The following is a 21,537-nucleotide window of genomic DNA, read 5'->3' on the forward strand; positions in this document are numbered from 1 at the left end:
GTCGGCCTTGAGCCGTGAGAACGCGACCCTCCGGGTCTCCCGACCGTGACTCTCATCGAACGGACTTGTAGGACAGGGCCTCTAGGCGAACGACGGCTGGCGCAGCGCGTGCTCCACCAGCGCGATCAGGATCTGCTTCGTCGACTGCCGGTTCCGCGCGTCGCAAGGAATTATCGGCACCGAGGACGGGATCGTCAGCGCGTCCCGCACCTCCTCGGCCCGGTGGTGCATCAGGCCGTCGAAGCAGTTCACCGCGATCACGTAAGGGAGTTCGCGGTCCTCGAAGAAGTCGATGGGCGCGAACGCCTCGTCGATCCTGCGGGTGTCGACCAGCACGACGGCACCGATCGCGCCGCGCACCAGGTCGTCCCACATGAACCAGAACCGGTGCTGTCCAGGCGTGCCGAACAGGTAGAGGATCAGGTCCTTGTCCAGCGACACGCGGCCGAAGTCCATGGCCACCGTGGTGGTGACCTTGTCCGGCACCGCGGACAGGTCGTCGACACCGACTGACGCCTGCGTCATGACGGCCTCGGTGGTCAGCGGGGTGATCTCGGAAACCGAGCCGACGAACGTCGTTTTACCGACGCCGAACCCGCCCGCGACGACTATCTTCGCCGACGTCGCGGTCAGGTCGACCCCAGGTGACCCGGGACGACCCGGAGCACCGTTGCTCATGGGGAACTTCTCTCTACTCAGGCTCGCATGGAAACGTGCAGCTGGGCACGGATCTCCGGCGTCAGCTGGAGACCGACCCGCTCCACCAGCCGGGTCATCGCGTAACCGATGAGCCCGATGTCGCAGTTGGGCGCGGCGAGCACGGCGAGGCAGGACCCGTCGCTGATGGACATCAGGAAAAGATAGCCCCGTTCCATCTCGACGACGGTTTGTTTCACCTCACCCGCCTCGAAGCAACGCGCCGCGCCGAGGTTCAGCGAAACCAGGCCGGAGGACACAGCGGCCAGCTGCTCGGCGCGGTCGTGCGGGAGCCGGTCCGACGAAGCGAGCAGCAGACCGTCCGCCGAGACGACGATCGCGTGCGCGACACCGGCGACCCTGCTGACGAAGTCCTCGACCAGCCAGCTGAAGTTGTCCAGTTCCTCAGTCGCGGTGGTCACTGGTGTTCCCTTTCTGCGATCACGGGGATGCCACCGACGGCGGAGTCGAAGAGCGACTCACGGCCCATCTGGACACCCTTCTGGTACGTGGCGAACCGCTGACGGAGCCGTTCCGCGGAACGGCCTCCGATTGCGGCGGCGGCCAACTGGGGAACGGGTGACGACGGTTTGGGAGAGGAGCCGGGGACCAGGCGCGCCTTCGGGACGCGCTTGGGCAGGCCGTTCTCCGTCGTCTGTGCGGGCACGCTGCTTTGCAGCGCACCGGCGGCACGCCAGCCCTCGTCGGCCGATCCCCAGTCGGACTCGGCGAAGTCGGCGACCGCGCGCGGCACCGCCGTTGGTGCCTCGGACTTCGAAGGTTCCACCGAACGCTGCCGCTTGGGCAGGCCGTTCACCGTGGAGGGTTCGGACTCGTCGTGTTCCGGCTCCGCTGCCGGAACGTCCTTTGTGGAGACAGGTGTGGCGTTGACGATCGTGGACTCGGCGACGACCCCGGACTCGACGACAGCCGTGGACTCGGCGACGGACGGTCGCTGCGGTGTGGCAGCCGGGGTCTGGAACCACCGGGACAGGCTGTCGGCGTCGATCTCCTCGACATCGTCCCGGATGGCCGGGAAGATCTCGGTGGCCGGGTCGGCGGGCTCCGCGGACTCAGCCGGCTTCTCCATCGGCGGCTCGTACGAGTAACCGTCCCCGGTGGACTCCTCGGACGCCTCGACGCGAGCGGTGAACAGGCCGTCCGCGGACGTCTGCTCGATGCGGTGCCGACCGGAGGGCTCGTCTTCCGAGGCGGGCGACGGCACCACGACGGGGTGCTCCGGCGTCCACTTCGGCACGCCGGCGAGGCCCTCGTTGGTGGTCTCGACCTGGGTGGCGGCCGGCAACGGCAGCGCAGGCGCGGGTCCCTTGTGCAGCAACGAGATCGGCAGGATCACCTGCGCGGTGACACCGCCCTCGATGTCGTCGTTGTTGCCCAGCGTCACGCGGATCTCGTGGCGCTTCGCGAGCTGGCCGACCACGTACAGGCCCATCTCGCGGGCCACGGAGACGTCGACCTCCGGCGGGTCGGCGAGCTTCGCGTTCGACTCGGCGATGTCCGCGTCCTGCATGCCGACGCCGCGGTCGTGGATGCGGATCGCGACCTCGCCCTTGCGGGTCTCGATCGTGCGCACCGTCACCTTGGTGGTGGGCTTGGAGAACGCGGTCGCGTTGTCGAGCAGCTCGGCGATGAGGTGCGCGAGGTCGTTGACCACGCGGCCCTGCACCATCAGGTCCGGCGTCGGCGCGATCTGGACCCGCGCGTACTTCTCGACCTCGGACACCGCGGCGCCGAGCACCTCGGCGATCGCGACCGGGCGGGTGACGCGGCGGTTGACCGTCGTGCCGGAGAGCACCAGCAGGTTCTCGCTGTTGCGGCGCATCTGCGTGGCGAGGTGGTCGAGCTCGAACAGCGACGCCAGGTGGTCCGGGTCCTGCTCGTCCTGCTCGAGCCGGTCGATCACGCTGATCTGACGTTCCACCAACGCCTGCGAGCGCCGCGACAGGTTGATGAACATGTCGTTGACGTTCGCGCGCAGGGCCACCTGCTCGACGGCGAGACGGACGGCTTCGCGCTGCACCAGGTCGAACGCGCGCGCGACCTGACCGACTTCCTCGGTCGTGTTGAGCGGCACCGGGACGATCGCCTCTTCCGCGGCGCGTTCAGGGTCGCGGTGCGAACGGATTCGGCGAATGGCCTCCGGCAGCTGGTTGCGGGCGACGTCGAGGGCGCTGCGGCGGAGGATGCGCAGCGGCCGCAGCATCGACTGCGCGACCATCGCCATCAGACCGAACGCGACGAGCAGCGACGCGGCGACCAGTGCGGCGTCGCGCCACGCGTCGGTGCGCGCGATGCTCGCGAGGTTCGAGGTGGTGGCGTCGGCCTGGGCCTCGAGGTCCGCGGAGACCTCGCGCAGCAGGTTCGCGGTGTCCTCACCGATCTTGAGGACCTCGGCGTCCGTGATGGACACCGGCTTGCCCTCGGCGTCCTGCGCGAGCGCCAGCTTCACCAGGCGGTTGCGGCCGTCCACCGAGGCGCCGGAGACCTTGTCCTGGAACTTCTGCTGGTTCGCGGCGGAGGCCACGTCGTTGAACTCGCTCAGCGCCGCGTCGAGCCGGGACTGCGCGGCGCGCAGCTCGTCCGTGCCGCCGGGGGCGAAGTCCTTGCGCAGCGCGGTCGCGGTGAGGATCGCGTTCTGCTGGCCGAGCTGTTCCTGCGCCTGGTAGAGCGCCTGCGCGGCGGCGACCAGCGGAACGATCGCCGGTTCGCTCAGGCTCGAGATCGCGGCGCGGTGCACCTGGCCGAGCGAGGCGATGATCTGGTTGTAGGCACCGATCACGGCCATGTCCGGGTACTTGGTGCTCAGGATGGTGAAGCGCAGGCTCGCCAGACCGTCCAGGGACTGCAGCGACTTCCCGAACGCTTCTTTCAGCGGCGCGCTCAACGCGGTGGTCGTCGCTCCGGCGTCCCGGTACTTGCCCAGTTCCGTGTCGGTGAGGCCGGTGCGGGCGGCGTGCTCGGGGCACGCGTTCTGCCTGCCTGCGGCGACACACTGCACGGCCCAGTCGCGCTCGACCTGCAGCGCGTTCTCCACCTTCGCGGCCTGGTGGCTCACGGCGAGCTCGCGCTGGACGGTGCCGAACAGCTCCACGTCGTCGAGCTGGGTGTTCAGGCGCAGGCCCGCGAGCGTCGCGGTGCTCAGGGCCGGAACCAGCAACACCACCGCGAGCTTGCTCCGCAGCCGCCAGTTGCGTAGACGAAACCGGTCGATGCCCCGCTGGTCCTCACGACCGCGCACCGTCAACACTCCCCGCCCCGTTTAATAGCAGCAAACCTGGTGGATCTTGGAGTAAAACCCGCTGTTCTCATACCGCCGTTCGGACGACAAAACAGCTGGTTCGAGAATCAACAACTTTGAGCTGGGCCGCTAAACGGCCCCTTGCCGATAATTCATCCGGAGGAAACAACAGCACGGGTGACCATGATCTCGGCCCGATCACAGTCACCCGCACTGTTCGTCAACTGCCGGAAGGCTGGATGAGCATCGGCTTGACGTCGAACTCCTTGTCGAGCAGCCCGTAGCGCTGCATCAGCTGCGGGATGCGCTGCAGCCGGGTCGCGTCGAGCGTGGTCGGGAAGGCGCCGAAGTGGACAAGAGCTGCGGTTTCCTTGTCGACCTTGGCGTACTCGACGAGCAGCGGCTCGACCGTGGGACGGTCGACGGCGTCCGCCTGGCCCTTGGCGATCGCGCGCTGGAACGCGGCCACCGTCTTGGGGTTCTTCTTGGCGAACTCACCGCTGGTCGCGAAGCCCGCGATCGGGATGTTGTCCGTCGGACCGGAAGCCGCGTCGAGGATCTTGACCTGGCCGGCGGTGCGCTGCGCCTTGGTGATGAACGGCTCGACCATGAAGGCCGCGTCGACGGTCTTGTTCGCGACCGCCGCCTGCATGTCCGGGAACGGCATCTCCTTGAACGTGACCGACTTCGGGTCGACGTTCGCCGCCTCCAGCGTCGCCTTCGCGGTCAGCTCCGCGATGTTCTTGAAGGTGTTGATCGCGATGGTCTTGCCCGCCAGGTCCTGCGGCGACTTGATGTTGGAGTCACCGGCCGCCAAGATCAGGAACATGTCGGGTTTGGCCTGGTAGCCATCGGCGATGAGCTTGAGCCCGTCGACCTGCTTGGCCGCGTCCTTCGACTGGGCGGCGAAGAACGAGACCCAGTTGCCGAACGTCATGTCCAGCTCTTTGTTGATCAGGCCGGGGATCGCCTGAGCGCCACCCTGGATGGTCTTGAGCTCGACCTCGAGACCCTCAGCCGCGAAGTAGCCCTTCTTCTTCGCCACGTGCACAGACGCGACGTCGAGGATCGGAAGCACCCCCAGGGTGATCTTGGGCTTCTCGACCTGGCCGTTCGGGTCGGCCGCGGGCGTCTGCTCTTTGCCGCCGAGCAGTCCACAGCTCGCCACGGTGGCGAGCAGCGTGGCAAGGGCGATGCCACGGACGGCCATACGGCGGACTCTTCGAGTCATCGGGAGCACTCTCCTGTCGGAGCGGTGTCGTCGTTGCGGGGTTAGCGCGACGGTCAACCACTCAGAGTAGTGATGCTGCTCCAAAAGACCCCAGTTGACCGACACGCGCAGGTTCCAGTCCACTACCTGCGGTGAGCATCTAAGCACAGCAGGTCTAGGGCTAGGAGAACCCAGTTGAAGCGCGCAGTAGCGGTCGTCGGCGCAGGGCCGGCCGGTCTGACCTTGGCAAACCTGATCCAGCAGTCAGGTATCGACTGCGTCGTCCTCGAAAAAGCTAGTCGTGCCCATGTGGAAACCCGACCACGGGCGGGTGTCCTGGAACATCGCTCCGTAACCATGCTCGAGTCCCTGGGACTCGCCGATCGTTTGCTGATGGAAGCAGACCGTCACGGAACGTGTGAATTCCGCGTGAACGGACAGGCGTTCCAGGTGTCGTACAGCGATCTGTACGGGAACCAGAAGCACTACGTGTACCCCCAGCAGGAAGTGGTGAAAGACCTGATCGGGTCATTCCTGGACGCTGGGGGTGACATCCGGTTCTCGGTCAGCGACGTGGAGTTGCGAGACCTGACATCTTCTACGCCGTCTGTGCACTGGACCAGCGCGGATGGGGTACGCACGTGTGTCAGCGCGGACTTCGTGGCCGGGTGCGACGGGTTCCACGGGGTGAGCCGGCCGTCCATTCCCGACGGAGTGCTGACGGAATTCACCCATCAGCACGGAATCGAGTGGCTCGCCATTCTCGCGGAGGCACCGCCGTCGACTAAAGCCATCATTTATGCATTGCACGAGGATGGTTTCGCGGGGCACATGTTGCGATCACCTTCCGTTTCCCGGTTCTACTTGCAGGTGCCCGTGGGAACTAAAGCGTCGGATTGGTCCGACGAACAAGTGTGGGAAGCGTTGCACAAGAGGTTCGCGCTGCAGGGCTCCACGTGGTCGCTGACCGAGGGAAAGATCATCGAGAAGCGCGTGCTGGACATGCGCAGCCACGTCGTGGAGCCGATGTCGTACGGCCGGCTCTACCTGCTGGGTGACGCAGCCCACATCATCACCCCGGTCGGCGCCAAGGGCATGAACCTCGCGATGAACGACGCCGCAACGTTCGGACGTGCACTGATCTCCTTCTACGAGACCGGTTCGGAGGCCGGCCTCAAGACCTACTCCGACGACTGCCTGCGCCGCGTGTGGCGGGCGCAGGAGTTCTCCCAGTGGATGGTGAACATGATCCACACCGACGTGAGCTCGCCGTTCTTCGGACGCCTGGCCCAGGCCCGGCTGGAGCACCTGGCCGAGTCGCCTGCCTACCGCGCGACCTTCGCGGAGAACTACGTCGGCCCCTGAGGGCACAAATCTCGCCCTATGGGGTGAGTCCCCGGGGTCCCCTAACGGGTGACACCGTCCCCCTAGGGATCTCGTTTCGTCACGATCTGGGGCCAACTCCCGATGACGGGGGATGTCGTTCATCCATACGGTTCAACACGACATCCCCCGATTCAGCTACAGGAGCCTGAGCCCCATGCAGCAGACCGCGCCCGCCGAGCCCACCACGGTGCAGACCGGCCCGACGACCGTCGAGACCGGCAACACCACCGTCGAGACCGGTGGCACCACGGTGCAGACCGAGCAGATCACCCTGCACGACTTCACCCTCGGCCTGCTGACCGACGTGGACGCCCGCGAGGCGTTCCTGCAGGACCCGATGGGCTGCCTGCAGGACGCGGGCCTCAACGACATCACCGCGACCGACGTGCACGAGATCCTGCCCCTGGTCCTCGACGCCGCCTCCGTGCCGAACGTCGACGTCCTGGACGGCGTCCTCGGCGGCAGCGAGCTCCCGGCCGTCGACAGCCTGCTGCAGATCGCGGGCAACGCCGACGGCGTGACGGGCGTGGCCGACGTGGCCGGCCTGACCGGAATCGCCGCTCCCTCCGCCCTCACCGCGCTGGTCTCGGACTTCTCCGGCCTGGGCGACGTGTCGAACACCCTCGACGCCACCGTTCTGAAGGGCACCGACGTCGTCTCGAACGTCTCGGACATCGCCTCCGACAACTCCCTCGTCAGCAAGGTGACCGACGTGGCGAGCGTTTCCGACGTGACGGCGGACGTGCACGATGTGTCCAACGTGCTCGTGAAGGACCTCGACACCGACGTGCTGACGAAGAACGTCGTCGACACCGACGTGCTCGTGAAGCACACCGACGTGCTGGTCAAGGACGTCGCGGACGTGCACGACACCGTCGACCTCAGCCACAACGTGGTGCAGGACGTCGCGCAGGTCGGCGACATCCACCACAACGTCGGCCAGGTCATCGGTGACGTCAACCTGGGCGACATCAACGTGCTCGACGGCATCGGCAACCACAACGACGTCGACGTCCACTTCTGAGCCGTCACGGTCGCAGTCGTTCCTGGCAGTTCACGGGGGAACGGTCACGGCGGGCGCTCAGTTGCTCTGCCCCCGAGCGGTGAGTGCCCGCCGTTCTCCTCCAGAAGGTTGTTCGCACTGTGCCTTCAACGAGTAACCAGTACAGAGTGGGCGAACCCCGAGACGCGCCGGGGCGCCTGCAGGTTCGTCGCCTCCCGCGACGCAGTTCAGCCCCGGACCACGGCGGGTCCGGGGCTGTTCCGTTTCTCAAGCCCGGTCGTAGAGCGCGGCCAGTCCTCGTTCCATCGCCTGCCGCACGCGCCTCAGGTCCACAGACGCCCCGTGCTCCCCGCCGTCGTCGACCGCGCGCCACACCTCGGCAGGCGTGACTCCGTCAGGCAGATCCACGTACCAGGCGAACCCGCGCGGCCTTGGCGGCGCGCCGGCGTCCACCAGGTACGAGTTCACGAACGTGTCGACGATGTCCTGGTCGGCATGGATCGGCGCCGGCGTGCGCACCACTCTGCGCGGCCCGGCCACCCACGCCAGCAACAGCTGATACCCGTTGTCCGGCAGGGCGAGCAGCCGCCGTTCTCCCAACAGCACAACCCGGTCCCGCCCGCCAGACACCTCCACGGGCTCCGCGTCGACGACGAGGAACCGGTTCCAGTCAGTCACGCGACGAAGTGTCCGTCAGGAAGACACGGTTTCGCTCAGCGACTCCCGCTCGGCCGCAGCCCACTTCTCCATGTCCATGCTGGGCTTCCCGACGTTCAACAGCCGCGCCACCTTCGACCGCAGCGCCACGAACCCCTCATCGGTCCGCGTCGTCACCTGGTTCCGCTCAGCAGGCAACGGCACCTCGAGGTCAGCCACCAGCCGAGCCGGAGACCCGGAGAGAACCAGGATCCGGTCCCCCAGGTACACCGACTCGTCGATGTCGTGCGTGACCACGAGAACGGTCGTGTCGTGCTCCCGGCGCACGCGCAGCAAGAGGTCCTCCAGCTCGAACCGGGTCTGCGCGTCCACCGAGGCGAACGGCTCGTCCATCAACAACAACGAGGGCCGGTAAGCCAGAGCGCGCGCGATCGCCACACGCTGCTGCATGCCACCAGAGAGCTGCCACGGCCGCTTGCGAGCAGCCGCACCAAGACCCACCCACTCCAAGGCCTCAGCGGCACGTGCGCGCCGTTCAGCGCGAGGAAGGCCCCGCAGCGGGAACTCCACGTTGCCCTGCACCGAGAGCCACGGGAAGAGCGAGCGCGAGTAGTCCTGGAAGACCACGGCCAGGTGCGAGCCGTTCAACGAGACGTCGCCGCGAGAGGGCGCGACCAGACCGGAGATCGTGCGCAGCAGTGTCGACTTGCCACACCCCGACGGGCCCACCACGCACACCAGCTCGCCGGCGCGCACGGTGAACGTGAGGCCGCCGATGGCCTCGTGGTCGCCGTAGGTGTGGCCTAGGTCGGCCACCTCAAGCATGTTGCTCATCCCGACTCCTCGGTTGCCACGCCAACACCCTGCGTTCCACCGCGAGCAGCGCGGTGTTGAGTCCGTAGCCGAGCACGCCCAACAGGACGATGCCGGCCCACATGCGCGTGTAGTCGAACTCGCGCTGCGCCTGCATGAGCTGCGAACCGATGCCGTTGTCCGTGCCCACGAGCTCGGAGATCACCATCAGCACCAACGACAGAGAAAGCGAAACCCGCAGGCCCGCGAAGATCTTCGGGGAGGCAGCGGGCAGCACCACGCCGAGAACCCATTGCCAGCGCGGGATCTGGAAGACCGCGGAAGTGTCCACTTTGGTCACGTCGACCGAACGGGCACCGTCCACGCTGTTCAGCAGCACCGGCCAGATGACGCCGAAGACGATCGTCGCGAGCTGCATCGAGGTGCCGCCGCGGAACAGCAGCAGGAACACCGGCACCAGCGCGGGCGGCGGGATGGAGCGCAGGAACACCAGCAGCGGGCCCGCGTACTCCATCGCCCGGTCCGAGCGGCCCAGCGCGAGCCCGAGCGACACACCGATCAAGGAAGCGATCGCCCAGCCACCCAGCAATCGCTCCACGGACGGCACCACGTGGTCGAAGAAGTTCGACGGCTCGAGTACCCACCACTCCCACGCAGCGGAAACGATGAGAGACGGCGGCGGGAAGAACGGGTCGTCGGCGAGCCAGCCGAGCACCTGCCAAACGACAACCAGACCGGCGAACACAGTCCACCGCTGCAGGAACTTGGTCACCAGGCCACCCAACGCCGGCGGACGCGTTCCAGGCCGTTGTTCAGCAGGACGCCGATCACGCCCGCGACCACGGTGCCGACCAGCACCTGGTCCATCCGGCCAGGCCCGCTGCGGGCCTCCATGATGAAGTAGCCGAGGCCCACCTGGCTGCCCGCCATCAGCTCCACGCTCACCATCACGACCAGCGCGGTCGTCGCCGCGAGCCGGATTCCGGTGAGGACGAACGGCAACGCGCTGGGCAGCGCCACGAAGAACAGCACGCCGAGCCGGCCCGTTCCGAAAACCCTTGCTGTGTCAACGAGAAGCGGGTCAAGTTCGTCGAGCGCGTAAATGGTGTTGAACAGGATCGGCCACAGTGCCGCGTACACGGCCAGCGTGATCTTCGTTTCCGGGCCGAAGCCCAGCATCACCAGCGCGAGCGGAATCAGTGCCACAGAAGGGATCGGGCGCAGGAACTCGATGACCGCGCGCGTCGCGTGGCGAACGGCCGGGACGCTGCCGAGCACGAGTCCACTCGGCACCGCGATGGCGATCGCGATCACGATGGCGATCAGCAGTGCCAGAACTGTTGCCACGACATGACGGATGAAGTCGGGCGAAGTCAGTTGCGTGACCAGCTCACCGAACACGACGGACGGTGGCGGCAGCGATTCCGCAGGGAGGAGCGGAGAGCGTCCTAAGAGCTCCCACAGCACGAGAAACCCGGCGATGCCGAGGAGTCCCCTTGTGAACGCACGCACTCGGTCACCCTAGAGAGTGGATCTCCCGTTCACAATGCGTGCTTGCCCAACTCCAGGTTGTTTCCCACAGATCAGCGCGATCCGCACACCTTGACGCGCTCCACTTCGCCGAAGCTCTTCACCCATTCGGAGTCCGAGAGCCGTGCTTCGTCTTTTTCACACATCTTCTTGATGATGCGACTGGCGTCGAGCACGTACGGCAGCAACTCGGGGTTGTCCGCCCCGGAGCGCACCAGGAAGTCGCCGTACTGCGGCCGGTACATCGGCTGCACGCCCCGGCCCTGCCCCGTCACGTACGCGAGCCGGTCCGCCGGGCGCCCGGACGTGTACAGCTGCTGCACCTCGAAGATGTTGTCGCGCACCACGGCCACGCGACCGTCGTCGGTGAACGTCACGTGCGCGGTCGACCGCGTCACGCTGTCGATCGTCGCGCGCAGCACCGGGGCTCCGCTGGGCACGCGCTGCCAGACCTGGACGATGCCCTGCGGCGAGTGCTCGACGGCGAGCCAGCGGCCGTCGCTGCTGTAGGTGAGGCTGTGGACGTAGACGTTCTGCGGCAACGGCGGCGCGGCGGGCGCGAAGGTGCCGCCGACGGCCCAGAACTCCAGGGTCGTGGTGCTCTTGGCCGCGTCCCACACGCCGGTCGCGAGCTCACGGCCGTCGTAGCTCAACGCCATGATCCCGGCATCGCGCACCGACGCGGGCAACGGCAGCTGGCGCGGGTGCCTCGGGTCGCCGAGGTCGTACAGCGTGGTGCGCTCGGTGCTGTCCGGTGTCGGGAGGCCGAGCTCGTCCACCCCGCCGATCTTGCCGGCGAGCCGCGAGCCGTCCGCGCTGATGTCCATGACCCGGAACCGGTCGTCGAGCGCGGTGAGGTAGGTGATGTCGTTGGCGCTCTTGACGTCCCACAGGTGCTGACGGCCGGTGGCGTCCTGCGTGACAGCGCGGTGCTCGGCCAGCTTGACGACCGTGTGCCGGTCGAAGAACCGCTTGCCCGGCAGCGCACGGCCCTCGTCGAGGCTCCACACGCGGTCGGTGCCGTCCTCGTCGGTCACCGCGGCCAGCTCGCCGCGCGGCGCGACCTGCACGCTCGCGTTGTCCGCCGGTGTGCCGGTGAACGGGATGCCGTGGGTGACCGCGTTGGCCAGCCGCAGCACCTTCTCGGCCTCGATCGACGGGTTGACCGTGTAGCCGACCAGCGCGTACTTGTCCGCGTACGGTTGCCGCTGCTCCATCAGCGCCTCGGACTCGGAGATCGCCTTGCCGCCGAGCTCGCGGTCGTTCAGCTCGGTGATCTTGCGTTCGTTGGCCAGCGCGTAGACGACGGTGCCGGGCACGAGTGCGATCAGCACGGCCATCACCGCGATCAACGCCGTGGAGCGCCGCGTCTCGCGCCTGGTGCTGATGTCGACGAACCGGCGTTCCTGCGCGGTCAGGAAGTCGCCCAGGTCCTTGGCCTTGCGCAGCCGCGCACCCCGGTAGAGCGCCAGCGGGTCGCGGTCGCTCGCCTCCCACAGCTCGATCGCGGTGACGAGCTGCTGGTGCGTGCCGAGGTTCTCGCGTTCCTCGTCGATCCACTCGGTGAGCCTGGGCCAGCGCAGCACCGCGTCGTGGGCGAGCGCGACGCCGTCCTCGGTGATCGTGACCAGCCTGGCCTTGACGAGCAGGTCGAGCAGGCGCGCGTCGATGTCGAGCTTGCGGGTTCTGCGTTGCACGATTCCGTTGCGCTGCACGGAAACCAGCCGCAGGAAGACTCGTTTCGCCGCTCTTCGGTCGTCCTCGCTCAAGCCCTCGAAGAAGCTCGTCGCCGCCCGCGCGACGACGTGCTCGATGCCGCCGGCCTCCTCGAACCCGGCCTGCGACAGCGTCATGCCGCGTTTGCGCCGCCATGTCTCGGTGAGCGTCTGCTGCACCAACGGCAGCGCGTGCTGGTTCGCGGCGTCCGCGACCAGCCGGGCGATCACCGCGGTCTCGACGGTCGCGCCGATCTTGGCGGCGGGCTCGGTGATCGCGCGGCGCAGCTGGTCCGCGCTCATCGGCTCGATGACGATCTCGTGGCCGCCGAGGTCCGCGCACCGGTCCCGCCGGTCCGCGCGGACCGCGACGACGACGTGCGGGCAGCGGGTGAGGGCGGAGACGAAGTCCTGCTGACCGAGCGCCTTCTCGAAGTCGTCGACGAGCAGCGTGAGACCGGGCCGGTGCTGGCGGATCCGCAGCCGGACGTGGTCGGGGTCCTGCCGGAACTCGGCGGCGAGCTGCTCGCCGGTGGTGTTCTCGAAGACCTCCGCGAGGGCGGCGGCCAGGTCCTCGAGCGCGTGCTCGCCGGGCGTGATCACCACGGCGTCGTCGAAGGCCGGCTTGAGACCGGCGGCGAGCAGCGAGGTGCGGCCCGCACCCGATGCTCCGACGAGCACGGTGAGCGGTTTGGTCCTGGTCGACTCGACGATCTGCTCGACGAGGACCTCACGCCCGAAGAACCTCTTCGCGTCGTCCTCGCCGAACGGTTCGGCGCCCGGATACGGTGCGTTGGGATGCAGTGGCAGAGCGTGTTCGGCGGCGAGCTCACGCCACCTGCGGGTCCAGGGCGCGGGATCGCCCTCGCAGGCCCGCACGAACGCCAGCGTCAGCGCGAGCGACGGGAGCTTGCGCCCACCCGCCGCGTCGGACAACGCCGTGGGCGAGTAGTTGGCCCGCCTGGCCAGCTCGCGATAGCTCGGTTTGCCGGCCTGGTCACGCAGTCTGCGCAGGTCACCGGCGAACTTCAGCAGCGCGGTGTCCTCCGGACCCAGCGGTCGTTCCCCTCGTGGCATGCCGCCTCCCGGCCGGATTGTCCACCAGAGGTTCGCCCTGCGTCTAACGCCCCGCTAACCGGTCACCATCCGGACAACCGCTTGGTGATCGTTCAACCCCGCCAGCTGGAGCTGGAACACCCCTGGTTCGGGCGTCGGCGCGGGCTGCGGAGCGTTGTCCGGGTTGCAGAACGTGCCGGTCCCGCCACCCGTCCCGTCCAGGTAGAACTTCATGATCGACCCGCAGGTGCCCTTGAGCGTGCCGGACGCCGTGCCACCGCTCGCGAGCTGCAGCTCGAACTCCAGCCCGTCGTCAGCGACGCTCTTCACGACGAAGCTGTTGCCCGCGACGGCGATCGTGACGGGCTCGCCGATCGAGATCTCGCAGCTGCCGTCCGCGCACTGCGCGAAGTCCTTGCCGTCCTTGGCCGTCGGCTTCGGTGGCGTGGTCGTCGCCGGCGCGGTGGTGCTGGTCGTCGTCGAGGTCGTGCTGGTGGATTGCGGGGTGCTCGAGTGCTGCTCGGTGCCGCAACCCGCGAGGGCGAGGGCTGCGGCGAGCACGCCGGCGGTGCGCAAGATCGGCATCGGGCGAACCTAGCGAGCGGGTTCTTGCAGCTCGCTTTCAGCCACGGCACGGCGGAGCGAAGTCGAGGTCGCCGAAGTACCGCTCCCACTCCTCGCGGGTCATCTTCCTGATCACCTGCTCGCAGATCCGCACCGCCGGATCGCGCAGGTCGACGTTCCACAGCCGCACGGCCTTGTCCGCGCCACCTGTCACGACCTCGTCGCCCTTGGGCGTGAGGCCGACCGCCGCGACCGGCCCGACGTGAGCGCGCAGCAGGGCCTGCTCGACCGGGTCCTGCTGATCCTTGAGCTGCCAGAGGCGCACCAGGCCGTCGTCCGTGGCCACCGCGACGCTGTCGGTGCCGAGCCACGCCGAGGTGATCGCACCGCCGCCGGACGGGATCTCGGCGCGCAGCACGGGATCGCGCGGATCGGTGGTGTCCCAGACGTGCACGGCCGTCGTGGCGGTGGTCAGGAGCAGGTTCTGGCCGGCGAACTGGGCTGATCCGGCGAACTCCTTGGTCAGGGACACGAGTGTGGGGCTGCGCGGGTCCGAGACGTCGACGAGGTGGACGGAACGGCCCGTGGTGGTGGCCGCGAGGATGTGGCCGTCCTCGCGGAAAGCCATGCCCGCCAACGGACCCAGGTCGAGCTGGGTGCTGAGCAGCAGTCTGGGGTGCTCGCGACGCAGGTCGGTCCAGAAGCTCAGTGCGCCGTCGTGGTCGGTCGTGACGAGAGTCGTGCCCTGCCAGGCGATCGCGGTGGCGCGGGCCGGGAGAACTGCGAGCTCGCGGGGTTTGCCGAGCGACACGTCCACGACGCGCACGGCGCCGTCGTCGCCGGCGGAGGCGACCAGGCCGCCGGTCGAGTCCATGGCGAGCGCGGTCACGGCACCGGAATGCCTGGTGGCCTCGTGGGAAGTGCGCGGTGACGGCAGGTCGTCGAGGTCCGTCAGCTCCACCGTGCCGTCGCGGTGACCGGTGACCACCTGTTGCTGGGTCGGGCCGACGACGAGTGCGGTCACTTCGGCTTGGGCGTTCCACAGGACCTGGGTGGGCACGTCCTCCTGGCGCAAACCGTTGCGCGCCTGGGACAACGGCACCAGCTGGTAGGCGCCGAGGGCCACCTGCTGGGCCAGATCGGGGTTGGTGGAGCGCAGCGCGGCGGCTTCTCCCACGGCTTTCAGGACGACTGCGGCGGCACGTTGTTCGGCGGCGGTTCTGCCGGCCTGCAAGGCGAAGACGGTCGAGCTGGCCGCGACGACGATCAGGGTGGCCAGTGCGGCGAGCAGCTGGCGCTGGCGGCGGGTGCGTCTTCGTGCGCTCGTGGAGACTTCTTCCTCGGCGGCGAGGCTGGCGGCCAGGAACGCGCGTTCCCTGGAGTTCAGGGCGAGGCCGGGCGGAACGTTCACCAGCCGGCGGCCGCGGAACAACGCGCCGGGATCGCGGTCGAGTGACTCCCAGGTCTGCGTGGCGTGCGTGAGTTCGCGTTGTGCCTTGATGTTCTCGCGGTCTTCTTCGATCCACGCGTGCAGCGCCGGCCAGCTGCGGATCAACGCCTCGTGCGCCAGTTCGACGCCGTCGCGGTCGATGACGACGAGCCGGGCGGCGGCCAGTTCTCGCACGACGTCCTCGTCGGCTTCGAGCTCGTCCTTGTGGGCACGGCGTTTCGTGTCCTCGGCGGTGACGAGCCGGAGCAGGATCCGTTTCGCCTGCGCCTGTTGCGCGGGCGTGAGGCTGTCGAAGACCTCCTGCGCGGTACGGGCGACGGCGTGTTCGACGCCGCCCACCTCCTCGTACGCGGACAGCGTGAGCGTCATCCCGCGGCGGTGCAGCCAGGTCTCCGCGAGTGCGTGGGACAGCAACGGCAACACCGCGGCCTGGCCCACCGCGTCTGCCATCAGCCTGGCCAGCAACGAAGTCTCGATCTTCGCACCCGCGACGGCGGCGGGCTCGGTGATGGCGAGGCGCAGCTCGTCGGGCGTCATCGCGCCGACCATGACCTGGCTGCTCTTCAGCATCTCGACGAGCTCGGGATAGTGCGCGCAATGCCCGTAGTAGTCGGCGCGCACGCCGATGACGACCTTCGCGCAGTCCTTGAGCGCCGCGATGAGCCACGCACGCAGCTCCTCAGTGCGGCACAACGTGAACAGCTCCTCGAACTGGTCCACGACCACGAGGTGCTCGTGTTTGCGGTGCAGCGCGGCAGGATCCGCCAGCTCCTCGGCCAGCTCCACCGCGTCCGCCCCGGTGAGCAACGCCAGCGCGACCGCGCACTCCTCCACGGGGTTCGCGCCGGGCGTGAACAACAGCACCGGTTCGCGGGTGCGGGCGATGAGACCGGCGCGCAGGAGCGACGACTTCCCCACGCCGGACGGCCCGAACACGCCCGTGAACCGGTTCGTCGTCGCGAGCAGCTCGGCCGTCAACCGCTCGCGCCCGAAGAACTTCGGCGCGTCACCGGGCTGGAACATCGCCAGCCCGACGTACGGGCTGTCGTTCGCCCCGTGCGGTGCCGACTCCGCGACCTCGTGCCACCGTCGCACCCACTCCTCCGGGTCGGCGTCGCAGGCTTTGACGTATGCCTTCGTCACCGCGAGGCTCGGCAGCTTCCGCCCACCGGCCGCCTCGGACAACGCGGCCGCCGAGTAGTGCGCCCGCCGGCTCAGCTCCCGGTAGGTGGGGCTGCCCGCCCGCTCCCGCAGCCGGCGCAGATCCGCGGCGAACTGCAGGAGACCGCTCTCGCCCTGGTCGAGAGGGCGTTCCCGTCTCGGCATCCCGTCATTGTTCAGAGAACTTTGTTCAGCGGCCAACGCCTGACCGTGAACAACCCGTTCGCCCTAACGTCGGCACATCAGTTCATTGGGGAAAGGCCCGGTGCTTTCGCCCCGAACCGGCGCCGGAGTGGCCGTGGGTGGCCTCGCGCTGCTGCCACCCACGGCTCAGATCCCATGTCCGCACTTGTTGTCAACCTCCGGACACCGACCGTGGACAACGAGACGTCCTTAAATTCGGTGATACCGATGACGAGGGGGCGCTCGCGATGTCGACTACAACCGCCCGGATGGTCTGCGAGATGGTCCGCGGCGTCCTGCTGAACTGGCCGGGTGAACCGCCCAAGCGCATTCCCGCCGGCACGACGTTCATCGTCGAGGAGTGGGTCGGCGGCGGCTGGTACCGCGGCCGGCTCCCGGACGACCCGAGGCCCACGCAGATGCACGCGCGGGACCTCGGTCTCCCCTCAGGCTCCTGACCTCAGCAGACCGGCACCCGCGCGACCTCCGGGAAGTACTTCGCCCAGTCCGCGTCGGACAGCTCCATGCCGCCCTGGCACAGGTCGCGGATCATCTGGTCCACGTCGGTGCGCAGCTGCCAGATGTTGCGCTCGGTCACGGCGACGAACCCGTACGGCGGTGACCAGTGGTCGACCGCGGTGATGTTGTCCGGAAAGTTCTCGAAGGCGCCGGCACGCACCGGCCTGCCGGGCTGCGAGACGTCCCAGATGTGCGCGGAACGGTCGGTGCCGAGCAGCACGCTGCGGCCGTCCGGGGAGAACGCGATCTTGAGCTCGGCCTTCGGCAGGGTCGGGATGTCGGCCTGCACCACCGGCTTCGCGGGATCAGCGACGTCCCACACCTGTACCTGCCCCACCGCCGAGCTGACCAGCAGGAGGAACCTGCCGTCGGCGCTGAAGCGGGTGGGCAGCAAGGTCCTCTGCGGCACGGTCTCGCTCACCTTGTGCACCGTCTCGCCGTCGATCCGCCAGAGCTCGACGGCCGCGGTGTCCTCCCGCGACACGGCCAGGACGTGGCCGTCCGGGGACATGCGCAGGGCCGTCGCCGGGTTGGCACCGGGAATGTCGAACTCCCGCAGCACGCTGGATCCCTCGTACCGCCAGAGCTTGGCCTTCAGGTCGCGGAAGCTGCCCACGACCGCGACGGTGCCCGCGAAGCTGTTCAGCGCGCTGTCCGCCGCCAGGCCGGTCTCGCGGTAGGCAATCGCGTCGACCTCGGCCAGGGTGCGCGGGCTGAGGGGGTTGGTGATGTCCATCAGCTCCACGCCCCGCGTCGTCGCGACGATCGCGCGCTTGTCGTCGTCGCTGACGACGACCGGGCGCCCGTTCAGGACACCGTGGTACCGGCCCTGGCCGTGGTCGCGGAGGTCCCAGAGCGGCGTTTCGAGCTCGTACCCCTTGACCGTCATGAACAGGTGGCCACCGTCGTTCTTGATGAAGCGGGTGTCTTCTGGCGTGTTCGTCCCGATCAGCTCGCGCCGTTTCGTCGCCTCGACGAAGAACAGCGCGTCCCGGTTCGCCTCGGTGGGTGCCACCTTGTAGGCCGCCAACGCGACGCGGACCGCCTCGCCGGAGTCGGTCGGCAGCAGCGCCAGCCGTCGTGCCTCGGCGGCGACGCTGGCGGCGACCGCGACGTCTCGTTGCCGGGACGCCTCGCCCGCCTGGTCGACCGCGAACACGACGGTGCCCGCCAGCAGCAGGACCAGCACCGACAGGACGGCCACCACCACTCGGGTGCGGCGGGCTCGGCGGCGTCCGTCGGCTTGGCTGGCGGTGAGGAACTCGCGTTCTGGTTCGGTGAGCGAGTCCGGGCTCAGTTCGGCGGCCTGGGCGAGCCGGGCGCCCTTGTAGAGGAGGTCGCGGTCGCCGTCCCACTGCGCGGCGGCCTCGGTGAGCTGGTGGTGGACGCGCAGCGCGTTGCGGTCCTCGGCGATCCAGTCGCGCAGCCGCGGCCAGGAGCGGATGAGCGCCTCGTGGGTCAGCTCGGCGTGGTGTTCGGTGAGGGTGACCAGACGGGCGTTGGCGAGGCGTTCCAGAACCTCGGCGTCGAGGTCTTCACGGGCGGCTCTCCGCTTGGTGTCCTCGGTGCCTTCACCGAGTGCGATGAGGCGCAGGAACGTGCGGCGAGCGATCTGCTGCTGGTCCCCGCTCAGCTGCTCGTACACCGCTTCGGCGGTGCGCGCGATGGCGTGCTCGACACCGCCCGCCTGCTCGTAGCCGACCAGCGAGAGCGTCATGCCGCGACGCCGGTGCCAGGTCTCGACCAGGGCGTGCTGGACGAGCGGGAGCGCGGCCGCCTGGCCCGCCACGTCCGCGACGAGGCGGGTGACCAGCGCGGTTTCCACCGTCGCACCGACGTGCAGGGCGGGCTGGGTGATGGCACGGCGGAGGTCGTCCGCGGTCATCGGGCCGACGAGGAGCTGTGCGCCCTCGAGGGCCTCGACGAGTTCCGGGTGGCGACCGATGTGGCCGTAGAAGTCGGCGCGCACCCCGATGACCACACGTGGTGCCTTCACGAGGGCCTGGACGAACCAGTCGCGCTGCTCCGGCCCCGCCAGCGTGAAGACTTCCTCGAACTGGTCGATGACGAGGGTCAGGTCGTGCTGCCTGGCGATCAGGCCCAGCCCGGCTGGGTCTTCGAGCTCGGCGCGCAGCACCACCGCCGAGTGTCCGGTCGCCTGGGCGAGCCGGACAGCGCACTCGTCGGCCGGCTGAGCGCCCGGCGTGAAGATCACGGCGCGGTCCAGGCGGGGCAGCAGGCCCGCGCGCAGCAGTGAGGACTTGCCGGAGCCGCTCGCCCCGAAGACGCCGACGAGCGGGCGGCTCGCGACCAGGTCGACGAGCTTCGCGGTGAGCTTCTCGCGGCCGAAGAACCGGTCGGCGTCCTCCCGCTGGAACGCCTTCAGCCCCACGTACGGGGCGTCGCCGCTCGGCTCGGGAGGCGCGGCGATCGCCCGCCACCGCTGTTCCCACTCCTGCTCGTCGCCGCCACAGGCCTTGGCGAAGGCCAGGGTGACGGGGAGCGTCGGCAGCTTCTTGCCGCCGGCGGCATCCGACAGCGTGGCCGCCGAGTAGTGCGCGCGTGCGGCGAGAACCCGGTAGGACGGTTTGCCCGCCTCGTCTCGCAGTTTGCGCAGGTCGGCGGCAAAGCTGCCGAGCTCGGTCTCTTCGCTGTCCAGCGGACGTTCGGTACGTGGCATGTCGGTCTCCCCCTGTGACCGATTGTCCACACCCTGTTGTTCAATGCGCATGGCCGACCCCTTACAACGTGTTCGCTCGTAGCGTTTTCGTTGCAGGTGGTGATCGGGGGATCGCCGAGGCCCCTCCGGTTCTCGGGGGACCGGAGGGGCACGGGTCAGAGTGTGATCAGAGACCGACGAGCTTGTAAAGACCGCCGACTTCCTGGCGGTTCAGGACGCGCATCGAGCCGGGGCGCTGGTTGCCGAGGGAGACGTCACCGACCGCGACGCGCACCAACGACTGCACTGGGTAGCCGACGTGCTCCATCAGGCGGCGCACGATGTGCTTGCGGCCCTCGTGCAGCACGATCTCGACGAGCGCCTTGCCGGGGACGGCGCTGATGAGCTTGAAGGAGTCGACCTTGACCGGGCCGTCCTCCAGCTCGACGCCGGCCTTCAGCTTCTTGTTGAGACCCTTCTCGACCGGGCCGGGGACCTCGGCGAGGTAGGTCTTCTTGACGTTGTAGCTCGGGTGCATCAACCGGTGCGCGAGCTCGCCGTCGTTGGTGAGCAGCAGCAGGCCCTCGGTCTCGGCGTCGAGCCGCCCGACGTGGAACAGCCGCTCCGCGCGGTTGCGCACCAGGTCGCCCACGCACGGGCGGCCCAGGTCGTCCTCCATCGTCGACAGCATGCCGAACGGCTTGTTCAGCGCGATCGTCACGACGTCCTCGCGGATCTGCACCCGCACGCCGTCGACGTGCACGACCGCCGTCTCGGGGTCGATCCGGCGCCCCTGCTCGCGCACGACCTTGCCGTCGACCTGGACGCGCCCCTGGTCGATCAGCTCCTCTGAAGCGCGGCGCGAGGCGATCCCCGCCTGTGCGAGCACCTTCTGCAGGCGCACGCCCTCGTTCTCAGACATCGTCGATCGCATCCACTTCGGGCAGCAGCGGCGCGATTGGAGGCAGATCTCGCAGTGACGAGAGCCCCAACCGCTCCAGGAACAGTTCGGTCGTGCGGTACAGAATCCCACCCGTGTCGCTGTCCGTGCCCGTCTCCTCGATGAGCCCGCGCGCGACCAGGGTCCGAATCACACCGTCCACGTTGACGCCACGAACCGCCGCGATCCGCGCCCGCGTAACAGGCTGCCGGTAGGCGATCACCGCGAGCGTCTCCAGGGCCGCGCGGGTGAGTTTCGCGCGCTGGCCGTCGAGCAGCAGCTTCTCCACGAACGGGGCGTACCGGTCCCGCGTGTAGAACCGCCAGCCGTCCCCCGCCCTGCGCAGGTCGATGCCACTGCCGGACTCGGTGTACCGGGTGGAGAGTCTACGGAGTGCCTCCTTGATTCGCTTAACCGGCTGCTCAAGGGCACTGCTGAGCTGGTCTTCCGCGATCGGGCTGTCCACCACGAGCAGCACGGACTCGATCGCTGCCTCGAACTCCTGGTCGTCGGCGAGGTCCGGCAGGCCCGAGTCCTCGATGGCTTCCTCGGGGGCGGCGGCGAGCAGCTGGGCTTCGAGGGTGGCGGCGTCGGCGGCGTCCTCGGGGTCGGCGCCGGTCTCCGCTTCCGGCTCGGCGGGGCCCGAGTCAGGCGTCTCCTGAGCCCCTGGCTCAGGCTCGACGGCTTCGGCGGGCTCGGGCTCGGGCTCGGGATGAAGGGAACCTTCATCCACCTC

The 21,537-nt window shown here is 68.6% G+C and carries 17 protein-coding genes; 3 read left to right on the top strand and 14 right to left on the bottom strand.

What is annotated here, in order from left to right:
• Positions 1-81: 81 nt before the first annotated feature.
• The 4 genes from UK23_RS41535 to UK23_RS41550 form a co-directional block, all read right to left on the bottom strand.
• A complete protein-coding gene (locus UK23_RS41535) occupies positions 82-678 on the bottom strand; it encodes a GTP-binding protein (protein WP_045317309.1) in 597 nt (198 codons plus the stop codon).
• Positions 679-695: 17 nt separating this feature from the next.
• The gene (locus UK23_RS41540; protein ID WP_030468876.1) at positions 696-1,118 is read right to left on the bottom strand and encodes a roadblock/LC7 domain-containing protein; all 423 of its coding nucleotides are present in this window, start codon (positions 1,116-1,118) and stop codon (positions 696-698) included.
• Positions 1,115-3,955 carry a nitrate- and nitrite sensing domain-containing protein gene (locus UK23_RS41545; protein ID WP_231114911.1) on the bottom strand — a complete coding sequence of 947 codons (2,841 nt, stop codon included), beginning with the start codon at positions 3,953-3,955 and terminating at the stop codon, positions 1,115-1,117. The genes UK23_RS41540 and UK23_RS41545 overlap by 4 nt, the downstream gene beginning before the upstream one ends.
• Positions 3,956-4,175: 220 nt before the next feature.
• Positions 4,176-5,186 carry an ABC transporter substrate-binding protein gene (locus tag UK23_RS41550; protein ID WP_045317310.1) on the bottom strand — a complete coding sequence of 337 codons (1,011 nt, stop codon included), beginning with the start codon at positions 5,184-5,186 and terminating at the stop codon, positions 4,176-4,178.
• 174 nt (positions 5,187-5,360) lie between these two features.
• On the opposite strand from UK23_RS41550, the gene UK23_RS41555 reads away from it, so the two are divergent.
• Entirely contained in the window at positions 5,361-6,530 is a 1,170-nt protein-coding gene (locus UK23_RS41555; RefSeq protein ID WP_045317311.1) for a 4-hydroxybenzoate 3-monooxygenase, read from the top strand.
• Between the two features lie 175 nt (positions 6,531-6,705).
• Complete coding sequence (locus UK23_RS41560) at positions 6,706-7,575, top strand: IniB N-terminal domain-containing protein (RefSeq protein WP_045317312.1); 870 nt, start codon at positions 6,706-6,708, stop codon at positions 7,573-7,575.
• Positions 7,576-7,821: 246 nt separating this feature from the next.
• Here UK23_RS41560 and UK23_RS41565 read toward each other — a convergent pair whose 3' ends face one another.
• From UK23_RS41565 to UK23_RS41595, 7 genes are all read right to left on the bottom strand, one after another.
• Entirely contained in the window at positions 7,822-8,232 is a 411-nt protein-coding gene (locus UK23_RS41565) for a DUF5956 family protein (RefSeq protein WP_045317313.1), read from the bottom strand.
• Between the two features lie 15 nt (positions 8,233-8,247).
• A complete protein-coding gene (locus tag UK23_RS41570) occupies positions 8,248-9,045 on the bottom strand; it encodes an ABC transporter ATP-binding protein (RefSeq protein ID WP_045317314.1) in 798 nt (265 codons plus the stop codon).
• Positions 9,029-9,796: an ABC transporter permease gene (locus UK23_RS41575; protein WP_082115408.1), complete on the bottom strand. Its 768-nt coding sequence runs from the start codon at positions 9,794-9,796 to the stop codon at positions 9,029-9,031. Before UK23_RS41575 ends, UK23_RS41570 begins: the two co-directional genes overlap by 17 nt.
• The gene (locus UK23_RS41580; RefSeq protein WP_045317316.1) at positions 9,793-10,536 is read right to left on the bottom strand and encodes an ABC transporter permease; all 744 of its coding nucleotides are present in this window, start codon (positions 10,534-10,536) and stop codon (positions 9,793-9,795) included. The genes UK23_RS41575 and UK23_RS41580 overlap by 4 nt, the downstream gene beginning before the upstream one ends.
• 71 nt (positions 10,537-10,607) lie before the next feature.
• Complete coding sequence (locus UK23_RS41585) at positions 10,608-13,346, bottom strand: helix-turn-helix domain-containing protein (protein WP_045317317.1); 2,739 nt, start codon at positions 13,344-13,346, stop codon at positions 10,608-10,610.
• 54 nt (positions 13,347-13,400) lie between these two features.
• Complete coding sequence (locus UK23_RS41590) at positions 13,401-13,910, bottom strand: hypothetical protein (protein WP_045317318.1); 510 nt, start codon at positions 13,908-13,910, stop codon at positions 13,401-13,403.
• Positions 13,911-13,947: 37 nt separating this feature from the next.
• Positions 13,948-16,665, bottom strand: a complete 2,718-nt coding sequence (locus tag UK23_RS41595; RefSeq protein ID WP_052685502.1) for a helix-turn-helix domain-containing protein — start codon at positions 16,663-16,665, stop codon at positions 13,948-13,950.
• 266 nt (positions 16,666-16,931) lie between these two features.
• Here UK23_RS41595 and UK23_RS41600 point away from each other — a divergent pair, with 266 nt between their 5' ends.
• Positions 16,932-17,141 (top strand): hypothetical protein, encoded by a 210-nt coding sequence (locus UK23_RS41600; RefSeq protein ID WP_156213764.1) that lies wholly within the window; start codon positions 16,932-16,934, stop codon positions 17,139-17,141.
• 2 nt (positions 17,142-17,143) lie between these two features.
• Here UK23_RS41600 and UK23_RS41605 read toward each other — a convergent pair whose 3' ends face one another.
• From UK23_RS41605 to scpB, 3 genes are all read right to left on the bottom strand, one after another.
• On the bottom strand, positions 17,144-19,882 hold the full coding sequence (locus tag UK23_RS41605) for a hypothetical protein (RefSeq protein ID WP_156213765.1): 2,739 nt from the start codon (positions 19,880-19,882) through the stop codon (positions 17,144-17,146).
• Positions 19,883-20,048: 166 nt separating this feature from the next.
• Entirely contained in the window at positions 20,049-20,783 is a 735-nt protein-coding gene (locus UK23_RS41610; protein WP_045317320.1) for a pseudouridine synthase, read from the bottom strand.
• Positions 20,776-21,534: an SMC-Scp complex subunit ScpB gene (scpB, locus tag UK23_RS41615; RefSeq protein ID WP_063778168.1), complete on the bottom strand. Its 759-nt coding sequence runs from the start codon at positions 21,532-21,534 to the stop codon at positions 20,776-20,778. Before scpB ends, UK23_RS41610 begins: the two co-directional genes overlap by 8 nt.
• Positions 21,535-21,537 lie beyond the last annotated feature (3 nt).

The sequence above is a fragment of the Lentzea aerocolonigenes genome (genome assembly GCF_000955955.1).
GTDB lineage: Bacteria > Actinomycetota > Actinomycetes > Mycobacteriales > Pseudonocardiaceae > Lentzea > Lentzea aerocolonigenes_A.